The 16,572-nt window shown below is 49.0% G+C and carries 13 protein-coding genes; 4 read left to right on the forward strand and 9 right to left on the reverse strand.

Going from position 1 to position 16,572, the window contains the following annotated elements; all coding sequences use genetic code 11:
• Nucleotides 1–11: 11 nt before the first annotated feature.
• The 7 genes from astB to glnK (EHS89_RS12470) form a co-directional block, all read right to left on the reverse strand.
• Nucleotides 12–1,358, reverse strand: coding sequence for an N-succinylarginine dihydrolase (gene astB, locus EHS89_RS12440; protein WP_124926475.1), 1,347 nt, complete (start codon nucleotides 1,356–1,358; stop codon nucleotides 12–14).
• Nucleotides 1,359–1,403: 45 nt separating this feature from the next.
• On the reverse strand, nucleotides 1,404–2,876 hold the full coding sequence (gene astD, locus EHS89_RS12445; protein ID WP_124926476.1) for a succinylglutamate-semialdehyde dehydrogenase: 1,473 nt from the start codon (nucleotides 2,874–2,876) through the stop codon (nucleotides 1,404–1,406).
• A gap of 72 nt (nucleotides 2,877–2,948) precedes the next feature.
• Nucleotides 2,949–3,977 carry an arginine N-succinyltransferase gene (gene astA / locus EHS89_RS12450; protein ID WP_308430929.1) on the reverse strand — a complete coding sequence of 343 codons (1,029 nt, stop codon included), beginning with the start codon at nucleotides 3,975–3,977 and terminating at the stop codon, nucleotides 2,949–2,951.
• Between the two features lie 165 nt (nucleotides 3,978–4,142).
• Nucleotides 4,143–5,357, reverse strand: a complete 1,215-nt coding sequence (locus EHS89_RS12455) for an aspartate aminotransferase family protein (protein WP_124926477.1) — start codon at nucleotides 5,355–5,357, stop codon at nucleotides 4,143–4,145.
• 152 nt (nucleotides 5,358–5,509) lie between these two features.
• Complete coding sequence (gene glnK, locus EHS89_RS12460; protein WP_124926478.1) at nucleotides 5,510–5,848, reverse strand: P-II family nitrogen regulator; 339 nt, start codon at nucleotides 5,846–5,848, stop codon at nucleotides 5,510–5,512.
• Nucleotides 5,849–6,015: 167 nt separating this feature from the next.
• Nucleotides 6,016–7,275 carry an ammonium transporter gene (locus EHS89_RS12465; RefSeq protein ID WP_124926479.1) on the reverse strand — a complete coding sequence of 420 codons (1,260 nt, stop codon included), beginning with the start codon at nucleotides 7,273–7,275 and terminating at the stop codon, nucleotides 6,016–6,018.
• 66 nt (nucleotides 7,276–7,341) lie between these two features.
• A complete protein-coding gene (gene glnK / locus EHS89_RS12470; protein ID WP_124926480.1) occupies nucleotides 7,342–7,680 on the reverse strand; it encodes a P-II family nitrogen regulator in 339 nt (112 codons plus the stop codon).
• A gap of 320 nt (nucleotides 7,681–8,000) precedes the next feature.
• Here glnK (EHS89_RS12470) and EHS89_RS12475 point away from each other — a divergent pair, with 320 nt between their 5' ends.
• The 3 genes from EHS89_RS12475 to EHS89_RS12485 all read left to right on the forward strand — a co-directional run bounded on the left by EHS89_RS12475 (nucleotide 8,001) and on the right by EHS89_RS12485 (nucleotide 11,784).
• The gene (locus EHS89_RS12475; RefSeq protein ID WP_124926481.1) at nucleotides 8,001–8,261 is read left to right on the forward strand and encodes an accessory factor UbiK family protein; all 261 of its coding nucleotides are present in this window, start codon (nucleotides 8,001–8,003) and stop codon (nucleotides 8,259–8,261) included.
• A gap of 33 nt (nucleotides 8,262–8,294) precedes the next feature.
• Complete coding sequence (locus EHS89_RS12480) at nucleotides 8,295–10,205, forward strand: EAL domain-containing protein (RefSeq protein ID WP_124926482.1); 1,911 nt, start codon at nucleotides 8,295–8,297, stop codon at nucleotides 10,203–10,205.
• 79 nt (nucleotides 10,206–10,284) lie between these two features.
• Nucleotides 10,285–11,784: a YifB family Mg chelatase-like AAA ATPase gene (locus tag EHS89_RS12485; protein WP_124926483.1), complete on the forward strand. Its 1,500-nt coding sequence runs from the start codon at nucleotides 10,285–10,287 to the stop codon at nucleotides 11,782–11,784.
• Here EHS89_RS12485 and EHS89_RS12490 read toward each other — a convergent pair.
• Nucleotides 11,756–13,492 (reverse strand): putative bifunctional diguanylate cyclase/phosphodiesterase, encoded by a 1,737-nt coding sequence (locus EHS89_RS12490; RefSeq protein WP_124926484.1) that lies wholly within the window; start codon nucleotides 13,490–13,492, stop codon nucleotides 11,756–11,758. The two genes, EHS89_RS12485 and EHS89_RS12490, sit on opposite strands and share 29 nt — an antisense overlap.
• Nucleotides 13,493–13,750: 258 nt before the next feature.
• Here EHS89_RS12490 and rep point away from each other — a divergent pair, with 258 nt between their 5' ends.
• A complete protein-coding gene (rep, locus tag EHS89_RS12495; RefSeq protein WP_124926485.1) occupies nucleotides 13,751–15,766 on the forward strand; it encodes a DNA helicase Rep in 2,016 nt (671 codons plus the stop codon).
• A 108-nt stretch (nucleotides 15,767–15,874) separates the two neighbouring features.
• On the opposite strand, the gene EHS89_RS12500 is transcribed toward rep, so the two are convergent.
• Complete coding sequence (locus EHS89_RS12500) at nucleotides 15,875–16,297, reverse strand: c-type cytochrome (protein ID WP_124926486.1); 423 nt, start codon at nucleotides 16,295–16,297, stop codon at nucleotides 15,875–15,877.
• Nucleotides 16,298–16,572 lie beyond the last annotated feature (275 nt).

Below are 16,572 nucleotides of genomic sequence, written 5' to 3' on the forward strand. Positions count from 1 at the left end.
TTTTGTCGTGGCTATACCTGAAACGGGTACAACAGCGGAAGATCGAGGATTTCGCTTAACTCATCCAGTGCGGTATGAATCTCCAGAATAAGCCGGGGGTCAGTCAGGTCATCAGCACTCAACTGATCCCGATAATGTGTTTCAATCCAGCCCTTTAAGCGGGTGTAGAGTGTAAAGTCCAACATTACTCCCCGGTGAACCGCGTTTAATTCTTTGTCACTCAGAGTGACTCTGAGGCGCAGACAAGCAGGGCCTCCACCATTATTCATACTTTGTGTCAGTTCAGCATAAGCGACTTGTGAAACAGGATTTTTTTCTGCTAACAACCAGTCTATTGCCGTTTGCGCAGCACTGGATTCAGCACAGCGGCTAGGCGCTAGCAATAGCATAGAGCTATCGGGCAGCGTCAGAAGCTGGCTGTTAAACAGATAGCTGTCGACCGCTTCCTGAACATTGATTAGCGAATCGCTGAATTCAGTAACGACCAGGTTTTTTTGTTGTTTCGGGTAGAGCGCCTGCCATTTACGCTTTAATTTACTGATCAGTAATTTTTGATCTAATAGCGCTCGTTGATGCAGCATCAGGAAGTTTTGTTGGCCAACACCTATAACATCATGGTGAAAGACTCCCTGATCGATCACTTCAGGGTTTTGTTGCGCCAGTAGAGTGTTTGCTTCTGCAAGGCCGTGTTGCCTTACTATTGCTTCGCAGGCGGCGCGGGTTTGTCGGGCGGGAAACACCAGCGGCTGGATATTATCTGCGCTGCGGCCATAGACCAGCAAATTGATACCGGGTTTATCAAAGGATTCAGATAACCGGGTGTGATTGGCCGCACCTTCATCGGCAAAGTCTGATTGCGCAGGCAGAGCCGGGTGATGATGAAAATATGAGGGGTCACTAAATATGCGTTGCAGATGGGTTGCTGTCGCTGATGTTTCTAGCGAACGGTGAAAAGCGGTTAGCAGGTTTGCTGGTGTAAAATTAACCCGGCCGTCCGGGCTGTCCTTACTGCAAGTCACCGTAGCGGAATTTGCAGTCCACATGGCTGCTGCAGAATAGCAGGCAGCCAGAAGGTGAGGGGCTTGTTTACCCGCATGAGAAATAACACGGTTGTTATCGCCACTAAACCCCAGTTTACGTAAACAGTCCAGATCTGGCCTGCACAGGGGGGGTAATACTCCCTGAGGAATCCCCAGTTGCTGTAGCATCCACATTTTTTCCAGTCCCTGCAGGGCTGCTTGCTTAGGGTAAGCGATTTCACCTTTATGCTGGTTCGAGGCCAGGTTGCCGGGTGATAGTCCGGCAAAGTTATGGCTGGGTCCGATCAGACCGTCAAAATTAGCTTCCTGATAACGCATAGGCTTTACCTCAGAATGCAGCTTCTGCACAGAGTCCGGTATAAATTAAAGCTCCAGACCCGGGCTGAGTTGGGTTGGCATTATTGGCTGTCGGCTTTCCATTGATGCGACAGGGTAAGCACAATAGTCGGTGGCATAATAAGCGGACGGACGATGATTACCGCTGATGCCACAACCACCAAAAGGTAAGCCGCTACTGGCACCGGTAAGTGGTCGGTTCCAGTTGATGATACCGGCTCTAATCTGGCGCTGAAATTGCTCATATTGCTCAGGGCTGTCACTGAACAGCCCGGCAGAAAGTCCGTATTGGGTATTATTTGCAATGCTGATGGCGGTATCGAAATGACGATATCGAATGACCTGAAGCAGAGGGCCAAAATATTCAGTGTCTGCTGCATCGGACAGGGCTGAAATATCGACTATTGACGGGCTTAACAGAGTGCTGGTGTTATGTTGAACGGTTGATTCGAGTAATATGCTGGCGCCAGCGTCCTGTAATTCTTGTTGTGCCGACAGAATGCTCTGCGCGGCGCTTTGATTGATCAACGCGCCCATAAAAGGTTGAGGTTCAGCGTTATAAAAGCCTGTGCGTATCTTGGCTGTTGCCTGAACCAGCTGATCAATAAAATCATCACCCCAGTGATTATCGGGGATTAGTAGACGACGGGCGCAGGTACAGCGTTGACCGGCGCTCAGAAAAGCGGACATGATGGTATCGTGCAGCGCTGCGCGCAGGTTTTGTAGCGGAGTAATGATCAGAGGGTTATTTCCCCCCATTTCCAGCGCCAGTATTTTCTCCGGATGGCCACCGAATTGCTGATGTAGTAACTGACCGGTACTGGCGCTACCGGTAAAGAATAAACCATCAATATCAACATGTGACGCCAGCGCTTTGCCCGTGTCAGCAGCACCCTGAACCAGATTAAGAACGCCGTCTGGCAGTTCAGCTTTTTGCCACAGGTGAAGCAACAGCTCACCGCAACGGGGAGTGAGTTCGCTTGGTTTGAATACTATGGTATTACCAGCCAGCAGCGCGGGAATAATATGGCCATTAGGAAGATGGGCTGGAAAGTTGTAAGGGCCGAAAATGGCAACGACGCCATGAGGTTTATGCCTTAACACCAGATCACCGTTAGAGCTGTGTTGTATGCTATTGCCGCTACGTTCCTGCTGAGCCTTGATCGAAATGTCGGTCTTGGCCAGCATAGCGCTGACCTCTGTACGACTTTCCCATAATGGCTTGCCGGTTTCCTGACCGATAGTGTCTGCCAGTAATTCACTATATTCAGATATCAGACCAGTAAATCGTTTGATATAGCCTTGTCGCTGTTCCACGGCCATCTGGCTCCAGCGTTCGGCAGCGCTACGAGCGGCGTTTACTGCCTGATCTACCTGTTGGTCTGATGCGGCATAGCCCTGCCATATACGTTCGTCTGAAGCGGGGTTAACGGAGGCGAATGGCTGACCTGAGCCTTGTATCCAGCTACCGTCTATGAACAGTGATGCGACTGAATTCATGGTGTAGCTCCTCTTATATTGTTCAGCGTTATACTTAGTTGCTGGCCAGGCCTTTTTGCCCGGGCTTTTAATTCAACCTTTTAATTCAACGACCCTTACTTCATCACCCTGGCTTACCTGCAGTTGATGAGCCAGATCCGCCGGCAGTGTAATCTGGCCTTCTGACGGGCCAATGTTTACAAGCGTACAGCGAAAGTTTTCCAGCTCAGTATTACTGATCAGGTAAGGGATGCTATGGGCCTGTGCGGGGCCTATATGTACTTTGACAAAGCGGCTTTGACGAACCGCTCTTATATCTTCAAGTTCACAGGCCAGGGTTGGCCCGCCATCAAAAATGTCGATATATTTTTCGAAACGAAAACCTTCATTCTCCAACATCTTTCGTGCTGGAATCGTATTCTGATGCACCTGGGCGATGACGTCCCTAGCGCTGTCTGGCAGCAAATGAAGATAAATTGAATGTTTTGGCATTAACTCAGCAATGAAGACTTTATTCCCCATACCTGTCAGATAATCTGCTTCTGAAAACTCCATCGAAAAGAAGTGTTGGCCTAAACCATCCCAAAAAGGGGAGCGCCCGCTAGCATCACTGACGCCACGCATTTCAGCAATGATTTTTCCCGGAAAACGGTTGGCAAACTGAGCCATAAACAGAAATCTGCAACGGGACAGCAAAGCGCCGTTGCTACTATGGCGAAAATCAGGTGCGAGATAGAGTGAACAGACTTCAGAGCAGCCGGTGTAATCATTGCAGAGGTAGAGCGTCTGGAAACTGTTGTGAACCCCTAGCTCTCTTGATGCATGGACCACGGTGCCCAGCCGGTAATGGTAGAAAGGTTCCCTTAGGCCTACCGCCGCTTCAATACCGCAAACGCCGATGACCTGTCCGGAACTGACCTGTTCTAATGCAAACAGATAGCTGGCACCACTAGGATCAGGCTGAGCGTTGCTAAAGGCCTGCTCAGAAGCACTGATGCGTTGCTCTAGCAACTCTCGGTTACTCGGCAGCGAGGTGAAACCGGGCCCGCTATCGACTGCAATCTGGCAGAGGCGGTCAAGATCTTTCATCGCAATCGGGCGAATGATATTAATATTATCCATCGTTCAACTCCTTCGAAGAATGGTGCTGTTGCCGATTAGTGCTTTGGAATATTTTGTCTGCGTAGCCTGTTACAAAATCTTGAAATAAAGAACCGTCAGGGTGGACTGACGGGGGTGAGATTCTATTAAGTAGTGCCTGCTCTGAGCCGGTCATATCGCACTGCCTCAGTAACCCATTTTTAGTGCCAGCATAGCCTGAGCTAATTGTTGTAAGCCTTTGTTAATATCCGGGTAGGGAATAATCAGCGAAGGCGCGAGACGTATCACATCGGGTCCGGCTATCAGTATCATCAAGCCCTGCTCCTGTGCAAATGTGAGCAGTTCACGGGCTTTACCCTGCCAGGCAGGTTTCAACTCACAACCAATGAGTAGCCCTTGTCCGCGAATGTCACTGAACAAACCAATCTTACTGTTTAGCTGCTGTAGCCCGGACATAAAGGTTTGATGACGTTGTTTTACACCGGCTAACAGGGTTGGATCATTGATAAGCTCCAGTGCTCTTGAAGCGACAGCGCAGGCTAAAGGATTGCCCCCATAGGTGCTGCCATGGGTGGCTACTGAAAAGCTCTCTGCAATTATTTTGGTGGTTAACATCGCGCCGATAGGGACGCCACAGCCCAGCGCTTTAGCACTGGTTAGAATATCAGGCGTCACCTTAGTACCCTGATAAGCAAACAGGTCACCAGTACGACCCATACCGGTTTGTATTTCATCGAAAATTAACAGCGCATTATGTTTATCACACAAGGCTCGAAGACCTTCGAGAAATATCGGTTCAGCTGGCAGAATACCTGCCTCGCCCTGAATAGGTTCAACCACCACGGCGCAGGTTCTATCAGAAATCTGGTACTCGATGCTAGCCAGATCATTGAACGGCAAATGGGTAATGTCGCCTGGCAGGGGCTCAAAACCCCGACAGTATTTTTCCTGACCGCCTACTGATACGGTGAAAAGTGTACGGCCGTGGAAGGCGTTGTTAAATGCAATAATCTCAGTTTTTTCAGCGCTGTAATGATCTTTTGCATATTTTCGGGCAAGCTTGAAAGCGGCTTCGTTGGCTTCTGCACCAGAATTAGCAAAGTAGACCTGCTCGGCAAAAGTAGCAGCGCACAGCTGCCGGGCAAGGCGGATAGCGGGCTCGTTGGTCCAGACATTACTCAGATGCCATAGCTGTTCTCCCTGGGCCTTTAATGCGTTCACCAGTTCTGTGTGGCAATGCCCCAGCGCATTAACTGCGATACCTCCGGCAAAGTCGATATACTCTTTACCACTCTGATCCCATACCCTGGACCCTGAACCCCGAACCGGAATTATCTGGCTGGGAGCGTAGTTTGGCACCATTACTTCATCAAAGCCGTGCCGGGTTATTGTTGCATCCATATTCCAGCGCCTCCACGAGTAAACTTTCACTTAAGTTTAGACGTTGTATTCAGGTCGACCGAAAAAACTGTGAATGCAGAGCTGTTCTGTGGCTTTATTACAGGCATAAAAAAAGCACCTCAGAGGTGCTTTTTAACTGATAGAACAATCTTTTATAGCGCGTCGTTACCGGTTTCGCCGGTACGGATACGAATCGCCTGTTCAAGCGCAGTCACGAAGATCTTACCGTCGCCAATCTTACCGGTGTTGGCGGTAGAGCTGATCGCTTCGATAACCTGATCGACCAGGTCATCAGCGATGGCCGCTTCAATTTTTACTTTAGGCAGAAAGTCGACGACATATTCAGCACCACGGTATAACTCGGTGTGACCTTTTTGACGTCCGAAGCCTTTTACTTCGGTGACGGTTACACCCTGAATACCAATTTCAGAGAGTGCTTCACGCACATCGTCCAGTTTGAACGGCTTAATTACCGCGCTTACCAGTTTCATAATTATTATCCTCGCTTGGGTCTGATATGCCCGGGGGGCGGCAGACAGTGGAGATCATTTAAAAAAACTGGATCTAGTATACCCAGTTTAAACTGCTTAATAAAACGCCAGAAAGGGAGCCGAAGCTCCCCCTGGGTTTGATACTTTAGATTTCGCCCCGGTTAAGATTACTTGCCGGTGGTGAATTCAGGGTAGGCTTCCATTCCACATTCAGCGATATCGACGCCTTCGTATTCTTCCTCTTCGCTTACCCGAATACCGATAACTGCTTTCAGTATTGACCAAATGACCAGGCTGGCAACGAAGACCCAGCCAAAGATAGTCAGGGCGCCGATCAGCTGACCGCTGAAGCTAACATCACTATTGGTCAGTGGTACCAGTAGCAGACCCAGCAGACCACAAGTACCGTGTACTGAGATAGCACCAACCGGATCATCGATACGCAGTTTATCCAGCGTGATAATTGAGAAGACTACCAACACACCGCCTACAGCACCGAACAAGGTAGCTTGCAGAGCCGTTGGGGTAGAAGGTTCAGCGGTAATCGCAACCAGGCCGGCCAGTGCGCCGTTAAGCAGCATAGTCAGATCGGCTTTACCGAACAGTAAACGGGCAGTGATCAGTGCAGCAATAGCGCCGCCAGCCGCCGCAGCGTTAGTATTCAGGAATACCATAGCCACGGAGTGAGCGCTGGAAATATCGCCTAGCTTCAGAACCGAACCACCGTTGAAACCGAACCAACCCATCCACAGGATAAAGGTACCCAGTGTTGCCATCGGCAGGTTTGCACCCGGAATAGCGTTGATACCGTTCTTGGTATATTTGCCTTTACGGGCACCCAGTAGCAAGACACCCGCCAGAGCGGCAGATGCACCGGCCATATGTACGATACCTGAGCCGGCAAAGTCAGAGAAACCAAGGTCTCCCAGGTTATACATACCGAACACGTCCTCACCGTTCCAGGTCCAGGCGCCTTCCATCGGATAGATAACACCGGTCATAACAACGGCGAATGCCAGAAAAGCCCACAGCTTCATTCGTTCGGCAACAGCACCGGATACGATAGACATAGCGGTTGCAACGAAGACCACCTGAAAGAAGAAATCTGAAGCGCCAGAATAAACTGATCCACCATCAAAGCCTTCTTCAGCTGAGTCGGCCAGTACCTGTGCCACATCAACCTCTTCGATACCGGACAGGAACAAACCACCGCCGTACATCAACTGATATCCGCAGATCAGATACATGATGCAGGAGATAGCAAACAATGCCACGTTCTTGGTCAGGATTTCGGTGGTGTTCTTAGAGCGAACCAGACCGGCTTCGAGCATAGCGAAACCCGCCGCCATCCACATAACTAATGCGCCGCACACCAGAAAATAAAAGGTGTCCATCGCATACTGTAATTCAAAAATTTGGTTTTCCATCATGTCCCCCTGAAGCAGGTGCTTAGAGTTGTCTTAAGTTTGTAATAGTTAAAGCCGTGAAAGGAATTAAAGAGCGCTGTCGCCGGTTTCGCCGGTCCGGATACGGACCACTTCTTCTACCGACTGAACAAAAATCTTACCGTCGCCTATTTTTCCGGTTTGTGCTGTCTTACTGATTGCCTCGACTACCTGATCAACGACACTGTCTTCAACTGCGGCATCAACTTTTACCTTGGGTAAGAAGTCAACGACGTACTCTGCTCCCCGGTATAATTCGGTATGGCCTTTCTGACGGCCAAAACCTTTCACTTCAGTAACAGTGATACCCTGCACACCGATTTCTGAAAGTGACTCACGCACATCGTCCAGTTTGAACGGTTTAATAATTGCTGAGATAAGTTTCATGGGATCTGATCTCCACCTAAATAAAACTGTTTTGAATGACTACGCCAAGAGTGGAGCAGTTATAAACGGTTACCTGGATGTTTGCATGCGCTGTGCCATGGTTGTTTATTTTCTTATTAAACAAAGGGATGGAGTTTGTTTTGCTGTTTGCTAGGTTGTTGTGATGATAGAAATATGTGATTTTCTCTAATGCGGATGGTGCACATTTTTTGTGCGGGCACTGTTTTGGTGCGGCAGAGAGGGTGCTGTTTTTCGGTGCGGGCTAAAAAGCTGTCCGGCTTATTGTTATAGTCTTATTAAATAAGCTGGATGAATGAGCCATGATTAGTCAGAAACTACTTGAAGGTATCAGTGAGCAGATAGGGCAGCTGATCAACAGCGCGACCAATAGCTGCTCTGATACCGAGCTGGAACAACAGATTAAAGCGATACTGCAGGGCGCCTTTTCACGTATGGAGTTGGTTACCCGTGATGAATTTGATGCTCAAAGTGCCGTTCTGGCACGAACCCGTACTAAACTGGAAGCGTTGCAGCAGCAACTGACCGAATTAGAGCAGAAGCAAAATAAAGCTGAGCAATAATGCAGACTGCCTATCAACCCGAGGGGTGATATTTTGACTCAACCGATGCTTGCCTGTATCAACCCTGATCTTACCTATCAGTATGCGACCGCTGAATATCTGAGTCTGTTGGGTTGGCAGAGTAAGATTAATAACGTCTCCCTGACGACCGTTCATACCGATGAGCCGTTGTTTGAACTGCAGCATGCATTGATGCTGGCCAGAACGAAAGGTTCTGCATCGATACGCTGGCAACCTTTCACGGAAACCACCTCTTTGTGGTTACAGTTGGATATCTGCTGGAACCCCGACGCTAACATTTTCATTGTTAATGCGTATAGAAATCAGCAACTGTCGGCGCGTCAAATGGTGCAGCAGCCGGTGGCTGGTTTATTTGATTACACCCCTCAGGCGGTGATGCTGCTGGATAGTGAAAATCGCATAAGCCAGGTTAATCTGAGCTTTTCTGAAGTGACCGGCTACAGCTTTAAGGATGTCGTAGGTCAGGGGCCGGGCATAGTGACTAACAGAGAGATATCCATCGAACTGTTTGATCATCTCTGGCATCAACTGATGAATCGGGGATATTGGGAAGGCGTGTTGTGGAACCGACATAAGGATGGCCACAATTATCCTGCCTGGTATAGCCTGACGGCTAACCGGGATGAAAACAACGAGGTGACCGGTTTTGTCGCGCAGTTTTCTGATATCAGTAGCTGCTACTCTGATCAGAACCGGTTTAGTCATAATAGTCACGATGAAAAAACCGGCTTGCCCGATGAGCAGATGCTGGTCGATGACCTGGATTTGCGCTTGCTCAGAGATGAACTCTCCGGTCGGAGTTGTGCGGTTTTATTGATACGACCGCAATACAATCCTGACACTAAAGCGGAGCTGTTAGCGCTGCTGGCCGTTCAGTTGGGCAGTATGATCAGAGAGCAGGACCTGCTGGCGTTTGATTATCAGGAATGTTTTGCGCTGGTGATTGATAATTGCCCTGACGAGCAGTTGCTTGAACAGTTAGCCAGCAGAGTTGAAACGGTGCTTGATGAACTGGTCAAGTCCAGTGACGCTTCAGATTTAAGTTATGAACTGGCTGGTGCCATCGCGGATAAAGTGGGTTTAACGGGAGAGTTATTGCTCGATAGAGCCCGGGTGGCGCTTAAATCGGCTTCAGGTGAGGGTATTAAGCTGTATGAAACCCGCTTAGGTGCAGGATCTATTTTAAGCCGCCCTGAGCTAGAACAGGCGCTTATTGAAGGCTGGGTGCAGCTACACTTTAATCCGGTGTATTCAATGCAGGGTCATAAGCTGATGGCGGCAGAGCTCACTCCGGGCATAAACTACCCGGAGCAAGGCTTGCTTGCCGGTGAACAGTTTATTCCGCAACTGGCCAGATACGGTTTGATGCAGGAATTTCATCAGCAGATTTTAGCTAAGATAGAACCTTTCCTCAGGGTTTGGGATAGCTTTGAAGGCTTTGAGAGTCTCTGTTTAAGGTTAGAGGATGAAGAGTTAATTACTTCGACACTGATCAGCGATCTGGTGAGGATGTTGGTGCGGGCCGAGATACCGCCGCAACGTTTAACGGTGATTATCAGTGAATCCCAGTTACGCTTGTTCACTGAAGATGCTGAACAGCTGAAAGCGCAGGGAATCAGACTGTTGCTGGATACCGAAGGACAGTCGCTGAAGGTAGATAAACTGGCATTGGTGCCGGATATGCTGCTGCTAAATGCTGAACTGGTTGAAGATCAGATGAACGATGATGCAGCGGTTGTAAAAGTTGAAACCGTTATTCAACAGGCCTGGGGACTGGATATTGAGGTGATGGCTGAAGGAGTCAGAACCACGGGCCAGATGGCGCGTTTGACCCAGCAGGGCTGTTTTAGAATGAGTGGTAAGTATGTTGGACATTTTTTGACGTCGGATCAGATGATCGAACGGCTTGATCTGGAGAACTAAGGTAGGTACGAATAAGCCCCTTACGCCTCTTTTCAGCACAGGTTTCTTAGCTCTTATAACGAATCCAGGGACGGATTTTATGGCACTAGCTATCGTAACGACCCGGGCCCAGCTCGGGATAGAGTCACCGGAAGTGGCGGTTGAGGTTCATCTTTCCGGAGGCTTACCCTGCTTTGCGATAGTTGGGCTGCCTGAGACGGCTGTTAAAGAGAGCCGGGAACGGGTACGCAGTTCACTCTTGAATAGTGGTTTCGACTTTCCTGCCAGTAGAATTACCGTCAACCTTGCCCCGGCAGATCTGCCCAAAGAAGGCGGTCGATATGATCTGGCTATCGCCATCGGTATTCTACAGGCCAGTGGCCAGCTTCCTAACAACGCTTCAGATAACTTCGAATATATCGCTGAGCTGGCGCTATCGGGTGAGTTACGACCGGTTAGGGGAATCCTGCCTGTCGCACGGGCATGTCGGAGTGCGGGGCGTGAGCTTTGGTTGGCGCCTGCCAACACCCGGGAAGCAGGATTAGTCGAAGGGCTCCCGTTAAGGGCTGCAAGTTCATTACTTGAAGTCTGTAATATTCTGGCCGGCGCTAGCCAGCAGGAGCCCCTGATTAACCTTGAAAAACCAGAGCCGGTAACGATTTTTCCAGATCTTGCCGAGGTACGGGGCCAGTTTCAGGCTAAGCGGGCATTAGAAATTGCCGCGGCTGGTGGACATAACCTCCTGCTGAGTGGGCCGCCGGGCAGTGGCAAGAGTATGCTGGCGAGTCGGTTGCCGGGTATCCTGCCTCCTCTGGAGCAGGATCAGTTACTGGATATTGCCGCGATTTATTCGGTGGCGGGAGTACCGCCGGGTGATTTGTTATCGGGCAGGCGTCCGTTTCGAAGTCCCCATCATACCGCATCGGCAGTTGCGCTGGTTGGCGGTGGAAGCCAGCCCAGACCGGGAGAAATATCACTGGCTCATCAGGGGGTTCTGTTCCTTGATGAGTTGCCAGAATACAGCCGCCAGGTGCTGGAAGTGATGCGTGAGCCATTAGAATCAGGGGTTATTCATATTTCAAGGGCAGCATTACAGACCAGTTTTCCCGCCCGATTTCAGCTGATTGCGGCGATGAACCCTTGTCCTTGTGGCTATCGGGGAGATCCCCGGGGAGAATGTCACTGCACTCCTGATCAGGTTCATCGCTACCAGGCCCGGTTATCAGGCCCTTTGCTGGATCGTATTGATCTACAAAGTTGGGTTCCCGCGTTGACTGCCGAGCAGTTGATCGGCAAATCAGAGCCTTGTGAAACAAGTTCTGTCGTTCAACAGCGGGTCATAGGTGCCAGACATATACAACAGCAACGTCAGGGTTGTTGTAACGATGAACTCAGGGTTCAGGGCTTGGAAGAGCATTGCATACTGGGAACTGAGCAAACGGCACTGTTTGGTCAGAGTATTGATCAGATGGGGTTGTCTGCCCGGGCGGCGCATCGGGTCTTAAAAGTTGCCAGAACTATTGCAGACCTGAACGGTGAGCCGCAGATCAGTTCACCGGCCTTGTTAGAAGCTATAGGCTTGCGGCGATCGGCTCTTTAGTCTGAATGCCTTCAGCCAGTTGCTGTTGGAACTCTGCAAAAGGCACGGGTTTGCTGTACAGATACCCTTGCGCCTGTGTACAGCCATAACTGGCCAGGAAATTAAGTTGCTGTCGGGTTTCCAGTCCTTCCGCTATGACCTCTTTATTAAGGCTGTGGGCCAGGCGTATCAGGGCTTTGACTATTTCCCGGTCATCTTGATTGTCTGCCACCCCGGCAACAAAAGAGCGATCGATTTTCAGGCTGCTGATAGGTAGTTTTTGTAGCAGCGAAAAAGATGAATAGCCGGTGCCAAAATCATCCAGAGAAAAATTAATACCCAGCTTATGTAGCTCTTCAATCCCCTCCCTGACATGTAGCTCATTGTTAAACAGTGCTGATTCAGTCAGTTCAAATTCTAATATTGAGGTGTCGATATCGTACTTCTCAATAATTCTCTGAATAGTTCGACATAGATAGCCGTCTTGAAACTGTCGGAACGAAAGGTTGATACTCAGGTGCTTAATATCCAGTCCGGCTTCTCTAAGGCGGTGGATATCTTCCCCCGCTTGTTGCAGTACCCAGTAGCCCATTGGGACAATCAGGCCGGTACGCTCTGCCGTAGGAATAAATTCATCGGGGAATATCAGTCCTTTCTCCGGATGGTTCCAGCGGATCAGGCCTTCGGCTCCGATAATGTTACCGTTAGAAATATCAACCCGGGGCTGGTAATAGAGTTCAAACTCACGTCGTCTGACGGCGCTGATAAGCTCAGGCTCAATCACGACCTGTTTCTCATTCAAATGAGAATGCTGTTGATCAAAAATGAAGTAGCTGCAGCTACTTTGTTCTTTAGCTTTCAGGCGTGCCTGAGTTGCCTGATGAATGAGGCTATCGGGTTCGCAGCTATGTTGGGGTGCCAGGGCGATACCGATACTGCAGGGCAGGATAATCTCAAGTTCATGATACTGGTAGGGTTTAGTCAGAGCATGCAAGATCTGATAACAGAGCAGTGTCGCTCTTTGAACCAGATCATCATCCGGGTCGGCAGTTAAGGTCAGGGCGAATTCATCATTACCCAGTCTGGTTATCAGCGCAGGGGCTAATTTGGTGAGCCTGTCTCCCAGCTTTTTAACAATCTTATCGCCGGCGGCGTGACCATTAATGTTATTAAAGCGTCGGAAGCCATCAAGGTCGATGATAAACAGAGCCAGACTATTATGTTGTTTGGACTGTTGGAAAGGTTTTAGCTGGCGGCTCAGTTCTTTATAAAACTGCTGCCGGTTTGTCATACCGGTTAAGGGATCTACCTTATTCAGCCTTACTATATCCGTCAGGTGTTGTTTAATTGACAGGTTGTATCGGATAACCCGCTGTATTGTCTTAGTGTCCAGCTGCGTGATTGAAACATAGTCACTAGCGCGCCATAACAAAAACTCATCTATTCGACTCTGACTGAGTTGCTGATCAAATACGATAACCGGAGTCGTTGGGTATTGTTGACGTAGAAAGTGAAGTTCAGATAAAGCATTGGTATCAGTGACACAGGTGTGCAGGAATATCAGCTTGAAATCATGCTGCTCCATCAGGTGAGTGACCTGATCGAAACTACAATGCTGTGCCGCACAGTCAACTGACGCAAGGAGCTCGTTCAGGTCCTGAAGTGAGAAACCGCAACTGTCGATTATAAGACATTCATTTTCTGAATGACGGGTAACTGCAGATAACATATTGAATATACTGCAGGATTAAACCACCTTGTTTATCCTGATGATTAAAAACTGATAAGACAATTCATTCCATGCGATAATTGCCCACCTTGTTCAATCATTAGACTAACATGGCTGCCAATAATATCAAACAAGTGTTTGATGTATTTTTGCTTAAAAAACAATGAATTAGGTTGTTTTTAGGAGCGTTTTTGTCGGCTTAACACTACTGTATCGGCAGTAGGTGTTCTAAACTTTAGCAGTAAGAGATCTTTTTTAATGGCAAGACTTAACCCGAAGCAGCGCGAAGCCGTCGACTATATTAGTGGGCCTTTATTGGTTCTGGCGGGTGCAGGCTCGGGGAAAACCAGCGTAATTACCCGTAAAATAGCGTATCTGATCGAAGGTTGCGGTATTAAAGCCCACAATATTGCTGCAGTTACTTTTACCAATAAGGCGGCCCGGGAGATGAAAGAGCGGGTAACCTCATTAGTTGAAGGTAAAGCGACCCGGGGTTTGACGGTATCGACTTTTCACAACCTGGGTTTAACGATTATTCGAAAAGAGCACAAAACCCTGGGCTTTAAAGCGGGCTTTTCGTTGTTTGACGATCAGGATAGTAAGGCGTTGTTAAAAAGCCTGCTGCTGCATAATGAAGAAGATACGGATCAACTGGATTTTGTTCAAAGTACGATTTCGAACTGGAAGAACGATATGCTGGATCCTCAGCAGGCACTTGCGCAGGCGCAGGGCCCGGCAGATATTCTTGCCGCCCGGGCTTATGAGTCATATGAGCAAAGCCTGAAAGCTTATAATGCGGTTGATTTTGATGATCTGATTCTGCTGCCGGTACTGTTGCTCAGTAAAAATCCGGATATCCTGCAACGCTGGCAGAATAAAATTCGCTACCTGCTGGTGGATGAGTATCAGGATACCAACGTAACCCAGTATCTGTTGGTAAAGATGTTAGTTGGTAGCCGGGGCATGTTAACTGTTGTTGGCGATGACGATCAGTCGATCTACTCCTGGCGGGGAGCCCGGCCAGAAAACCTGAACCAGCTGCAGGAAGACTTTCCATCCCTTCGTGTTGTTAAGCTGGAACAGAACTACCGTTCAACTAGTCGGATTTTGAAGGCGGCTAATACGGTTATCTCTAATAATCCGCATATGTTTGATAAGACCCTCTGGAGTGAGATGGGCTTTGGCGAACCGATTCGGGTGGTTTATACCCGTAATGAGGATGCCGAGTGTGAACGTATCGCAACTGAAATTCTGGATCAGCATCTGCGTTTGCGACGCCAGTTTAAAGACTATGCAATTCTGTATCGGGGCAACCATCAGGCGCGTTTGCTGGAATTGAAATTACAAAGCTATCAGGTGCCTTATAAACTCAGTGGCGGCACCTCTTTTTTTAGTCGGGCTGAAATTAAGGACATCATGTCCTATATGAAAGTGCTGGTGAATCCGGATGACGATAATGCCTTTCTACGGATCATTAATCTGCCCCGTCGGGAGATTGGTCCTACAACGCTGATAAAGCTGGGGGAGTACGCCTCTGAAAGGCATATCAGCCTGTTTAATGCCTGTAACGAACTGGGACTGGAACAAGTGCTTAAGCCTGCGCAGGTTGAGCGTTTGAGGCGTTTTAATAACTGGCTTCAGGAGATCTATCAGCAGTGTGAAAGAGGCGATCCGATTGAGGCGATGCGTAAGATGGTCGATGATATCGACTTTGCAGGCTGGATAGCGCAGAACAGCTCAGGGGAAGTTGTCGCTGACCGGCGTATGCAAAATGTCTGGATCCTGATTGAGTCTCTGAGTAATACACTGGAACGGTTACAGGAAGATGACCCGGATGCGGGTATTCGAGAGGCGATTGCCCGGCTGGTCCTGATGGATATTATGGAACGTCAGGAGGAGGAAGATGATTCTGACCGGGTGCAGTTAATGACCTTGCATGCTTCTAAAGGACTGGAGTTCCCCCATGTTTACCTGATGGGGCTGGAGGAGGAGATTCTGCCGCATCGCAATAGCATCGAAAGTGGTGATATTGAAGAGGAACGCCGTCTGGCCTATGTAGGTATTACCCGGGCTAAAGAGACCCTGACCTTAACCCTGGCAAGACAGCGGAGACAGTTTGGTGAATTAAACGATTGTCAGCCGAGTCGCTTTTTGGATGAATTGCCGGAGGAGGATCTGGTCTTTGAAGGGCGTGGCGAGGTTTGCGAAACCACTAACAGAGCGCGGGGCAATGCAACCTTGAATGGGCTACGTGGCTTGCTGGATGACCTTTAAGCGTTAACCAGCTAATAAAAAAGGCCGCAATAGCGGCCTTTTTAAGTACAGGATGTATTGTATGCCGTGGGCACATGGATGTGCAGGAACGGCGATACCATAAAACGCTTATTTAGCGCTGTCTACCATGTATTCAACCAGTGCTTTGATATCGTCATCAGAACAGCTTGCACAAGTACCACGTGGTGGCATTGCATTGATACCGTTGATTGCGTTTGTTACCAGTGTGTCCATGCCTTTCGCCGTAGCGCGATCAGACCAGTCACTGGAGCCAAACTTAGGTGCGTCCAGAATGCCACTCGCGTGACATGCCGCACAGCTGGCAGTATAAGTATCAGCAGCAGAGAAAGCTCCACCCGCTGCGGCAGTGGCAGGGCCACCACAATCTTCACCTTCAACACATACAGAGCCAACTGGCTTAATACGCTCTGCAATTGCATCGTTATCGGTGTTGGCCATTGTGGAGGTGGCCAGGAAACCCAGTGTGATAGCAAACAGGGCAGAAATAGCTTTGGCAGCAATATTACTCACAGTCACGACCTCATCATCGCTAATTTTAAAAACAGGCAGCTATATTTTGTCGCCCTCATTAAGCAGGTAGTTACCTGTTTTTCGGGGCAGTTATAGCCTTTATATAATCTTGTCGGCCGGGATTATAGCGGTAAATGGTCATAACGAAAATGGGGGTAAGGCCGATCCGGACTAATTAATTAGTAACAGAGGGTAAAAAGAACCGCTTAGAAGGCATTAACGGTCTCTCATTTTGGGTAGTTTTAGGTATTAGTCCTGTTGTTGCTTTACGACGG

It is taken from the genome of Amphritea balenae (genome assembly GCF_003858655.1).
In the GTDB taxonomy this organism is placed as follows: domain Bacteria; phylum Pseudomonadota; class Gammaproteobacteria; order Pseudomonadales; family Balneatricaceae; genus Amphritea; species Amphritea balenae.

What these genes read in the sequence shown, in the direction of transcription:
- astB (WP_124926475.1), bottom strand. Translation starts at nt 1,358, where the DNA reads ATGCGTTATCAGGAAGCTAATTTTGACGGTCTGATCGGACCCAGCCAT.
- astD (WP_124926476.1), bottom strand. Translation starts at nt 2,876, where the DNA reads ATGAATTCAGTCGCATCACTGTTCATAGACGGTAGCTGGATACAAGGC.
- astA (WP_308430929.1), bottom strand. Translation starts at nt 3,977, where the DNA reads ATGGATAATATTAATATCATTCGCCCGATTGCGATGAAAGATCTTGAC.
- EHS89_RS12455 (WP_124926477.1), bottom strand. Translation starts at nt 5,357, where the DNA reads ATGGATGCAACAATAACCCGGCACGGCTTTGATGAAGTAATGGTGCCA.
- glnK (WP_124926478.1), bottom strand. Translation starts at nt 5,848, where the DNA reads ATGAAACTGGTAAGCGCGGTAATTAAGCCGTTCAAACTGGACGATGTG.
- EHS89_RS12465 (WP_124926479.1), bottom strand. Translation starts at nt 7,275, where the DNA reads ATGGAAAACCAAATTTTTGAATTACAGTATGCGATGGACACCTTTTAT.
- glnK (WP_124926480.1), bottom strand. Translation starts at nt 7,680, where the DNA reads ATGAAACTTATCTCAGCAATTATTAAACCGTTCAAACTGGACGATGTG.
- EHS89_RS12475 (WP_124926481.1), top strand. Translation starts at nt 8,001, where the DNA reads ATGATTAGTCAGAAACTACTTGAAGGTATCAGTGAGCAGATAGGGCAG.
- EHS89_RS12485 (WP_124926483.1), top strand. Translation starts at nt 10,285, where the DNA reads ATGGCACTAGCTATCGTAACGACCCGGGCCCAGCTCGGGATAGAGTCA.
- EHS89_RS12490 (WP_124926484.1), bottom strand. Translation starts at nt 13,492, where the DNA reads ATGTTATCTGCAGTTACCCGTCATTCAGAAAATGAATGTCTTATAATC.
- rep (WP_124926485.1), top strand. Translation starts at nt 13,751, where the DNA reads ATGGCAAGACTTAACCCGAAGCAGCGCGAAGCCGTCGACTATATTAGT.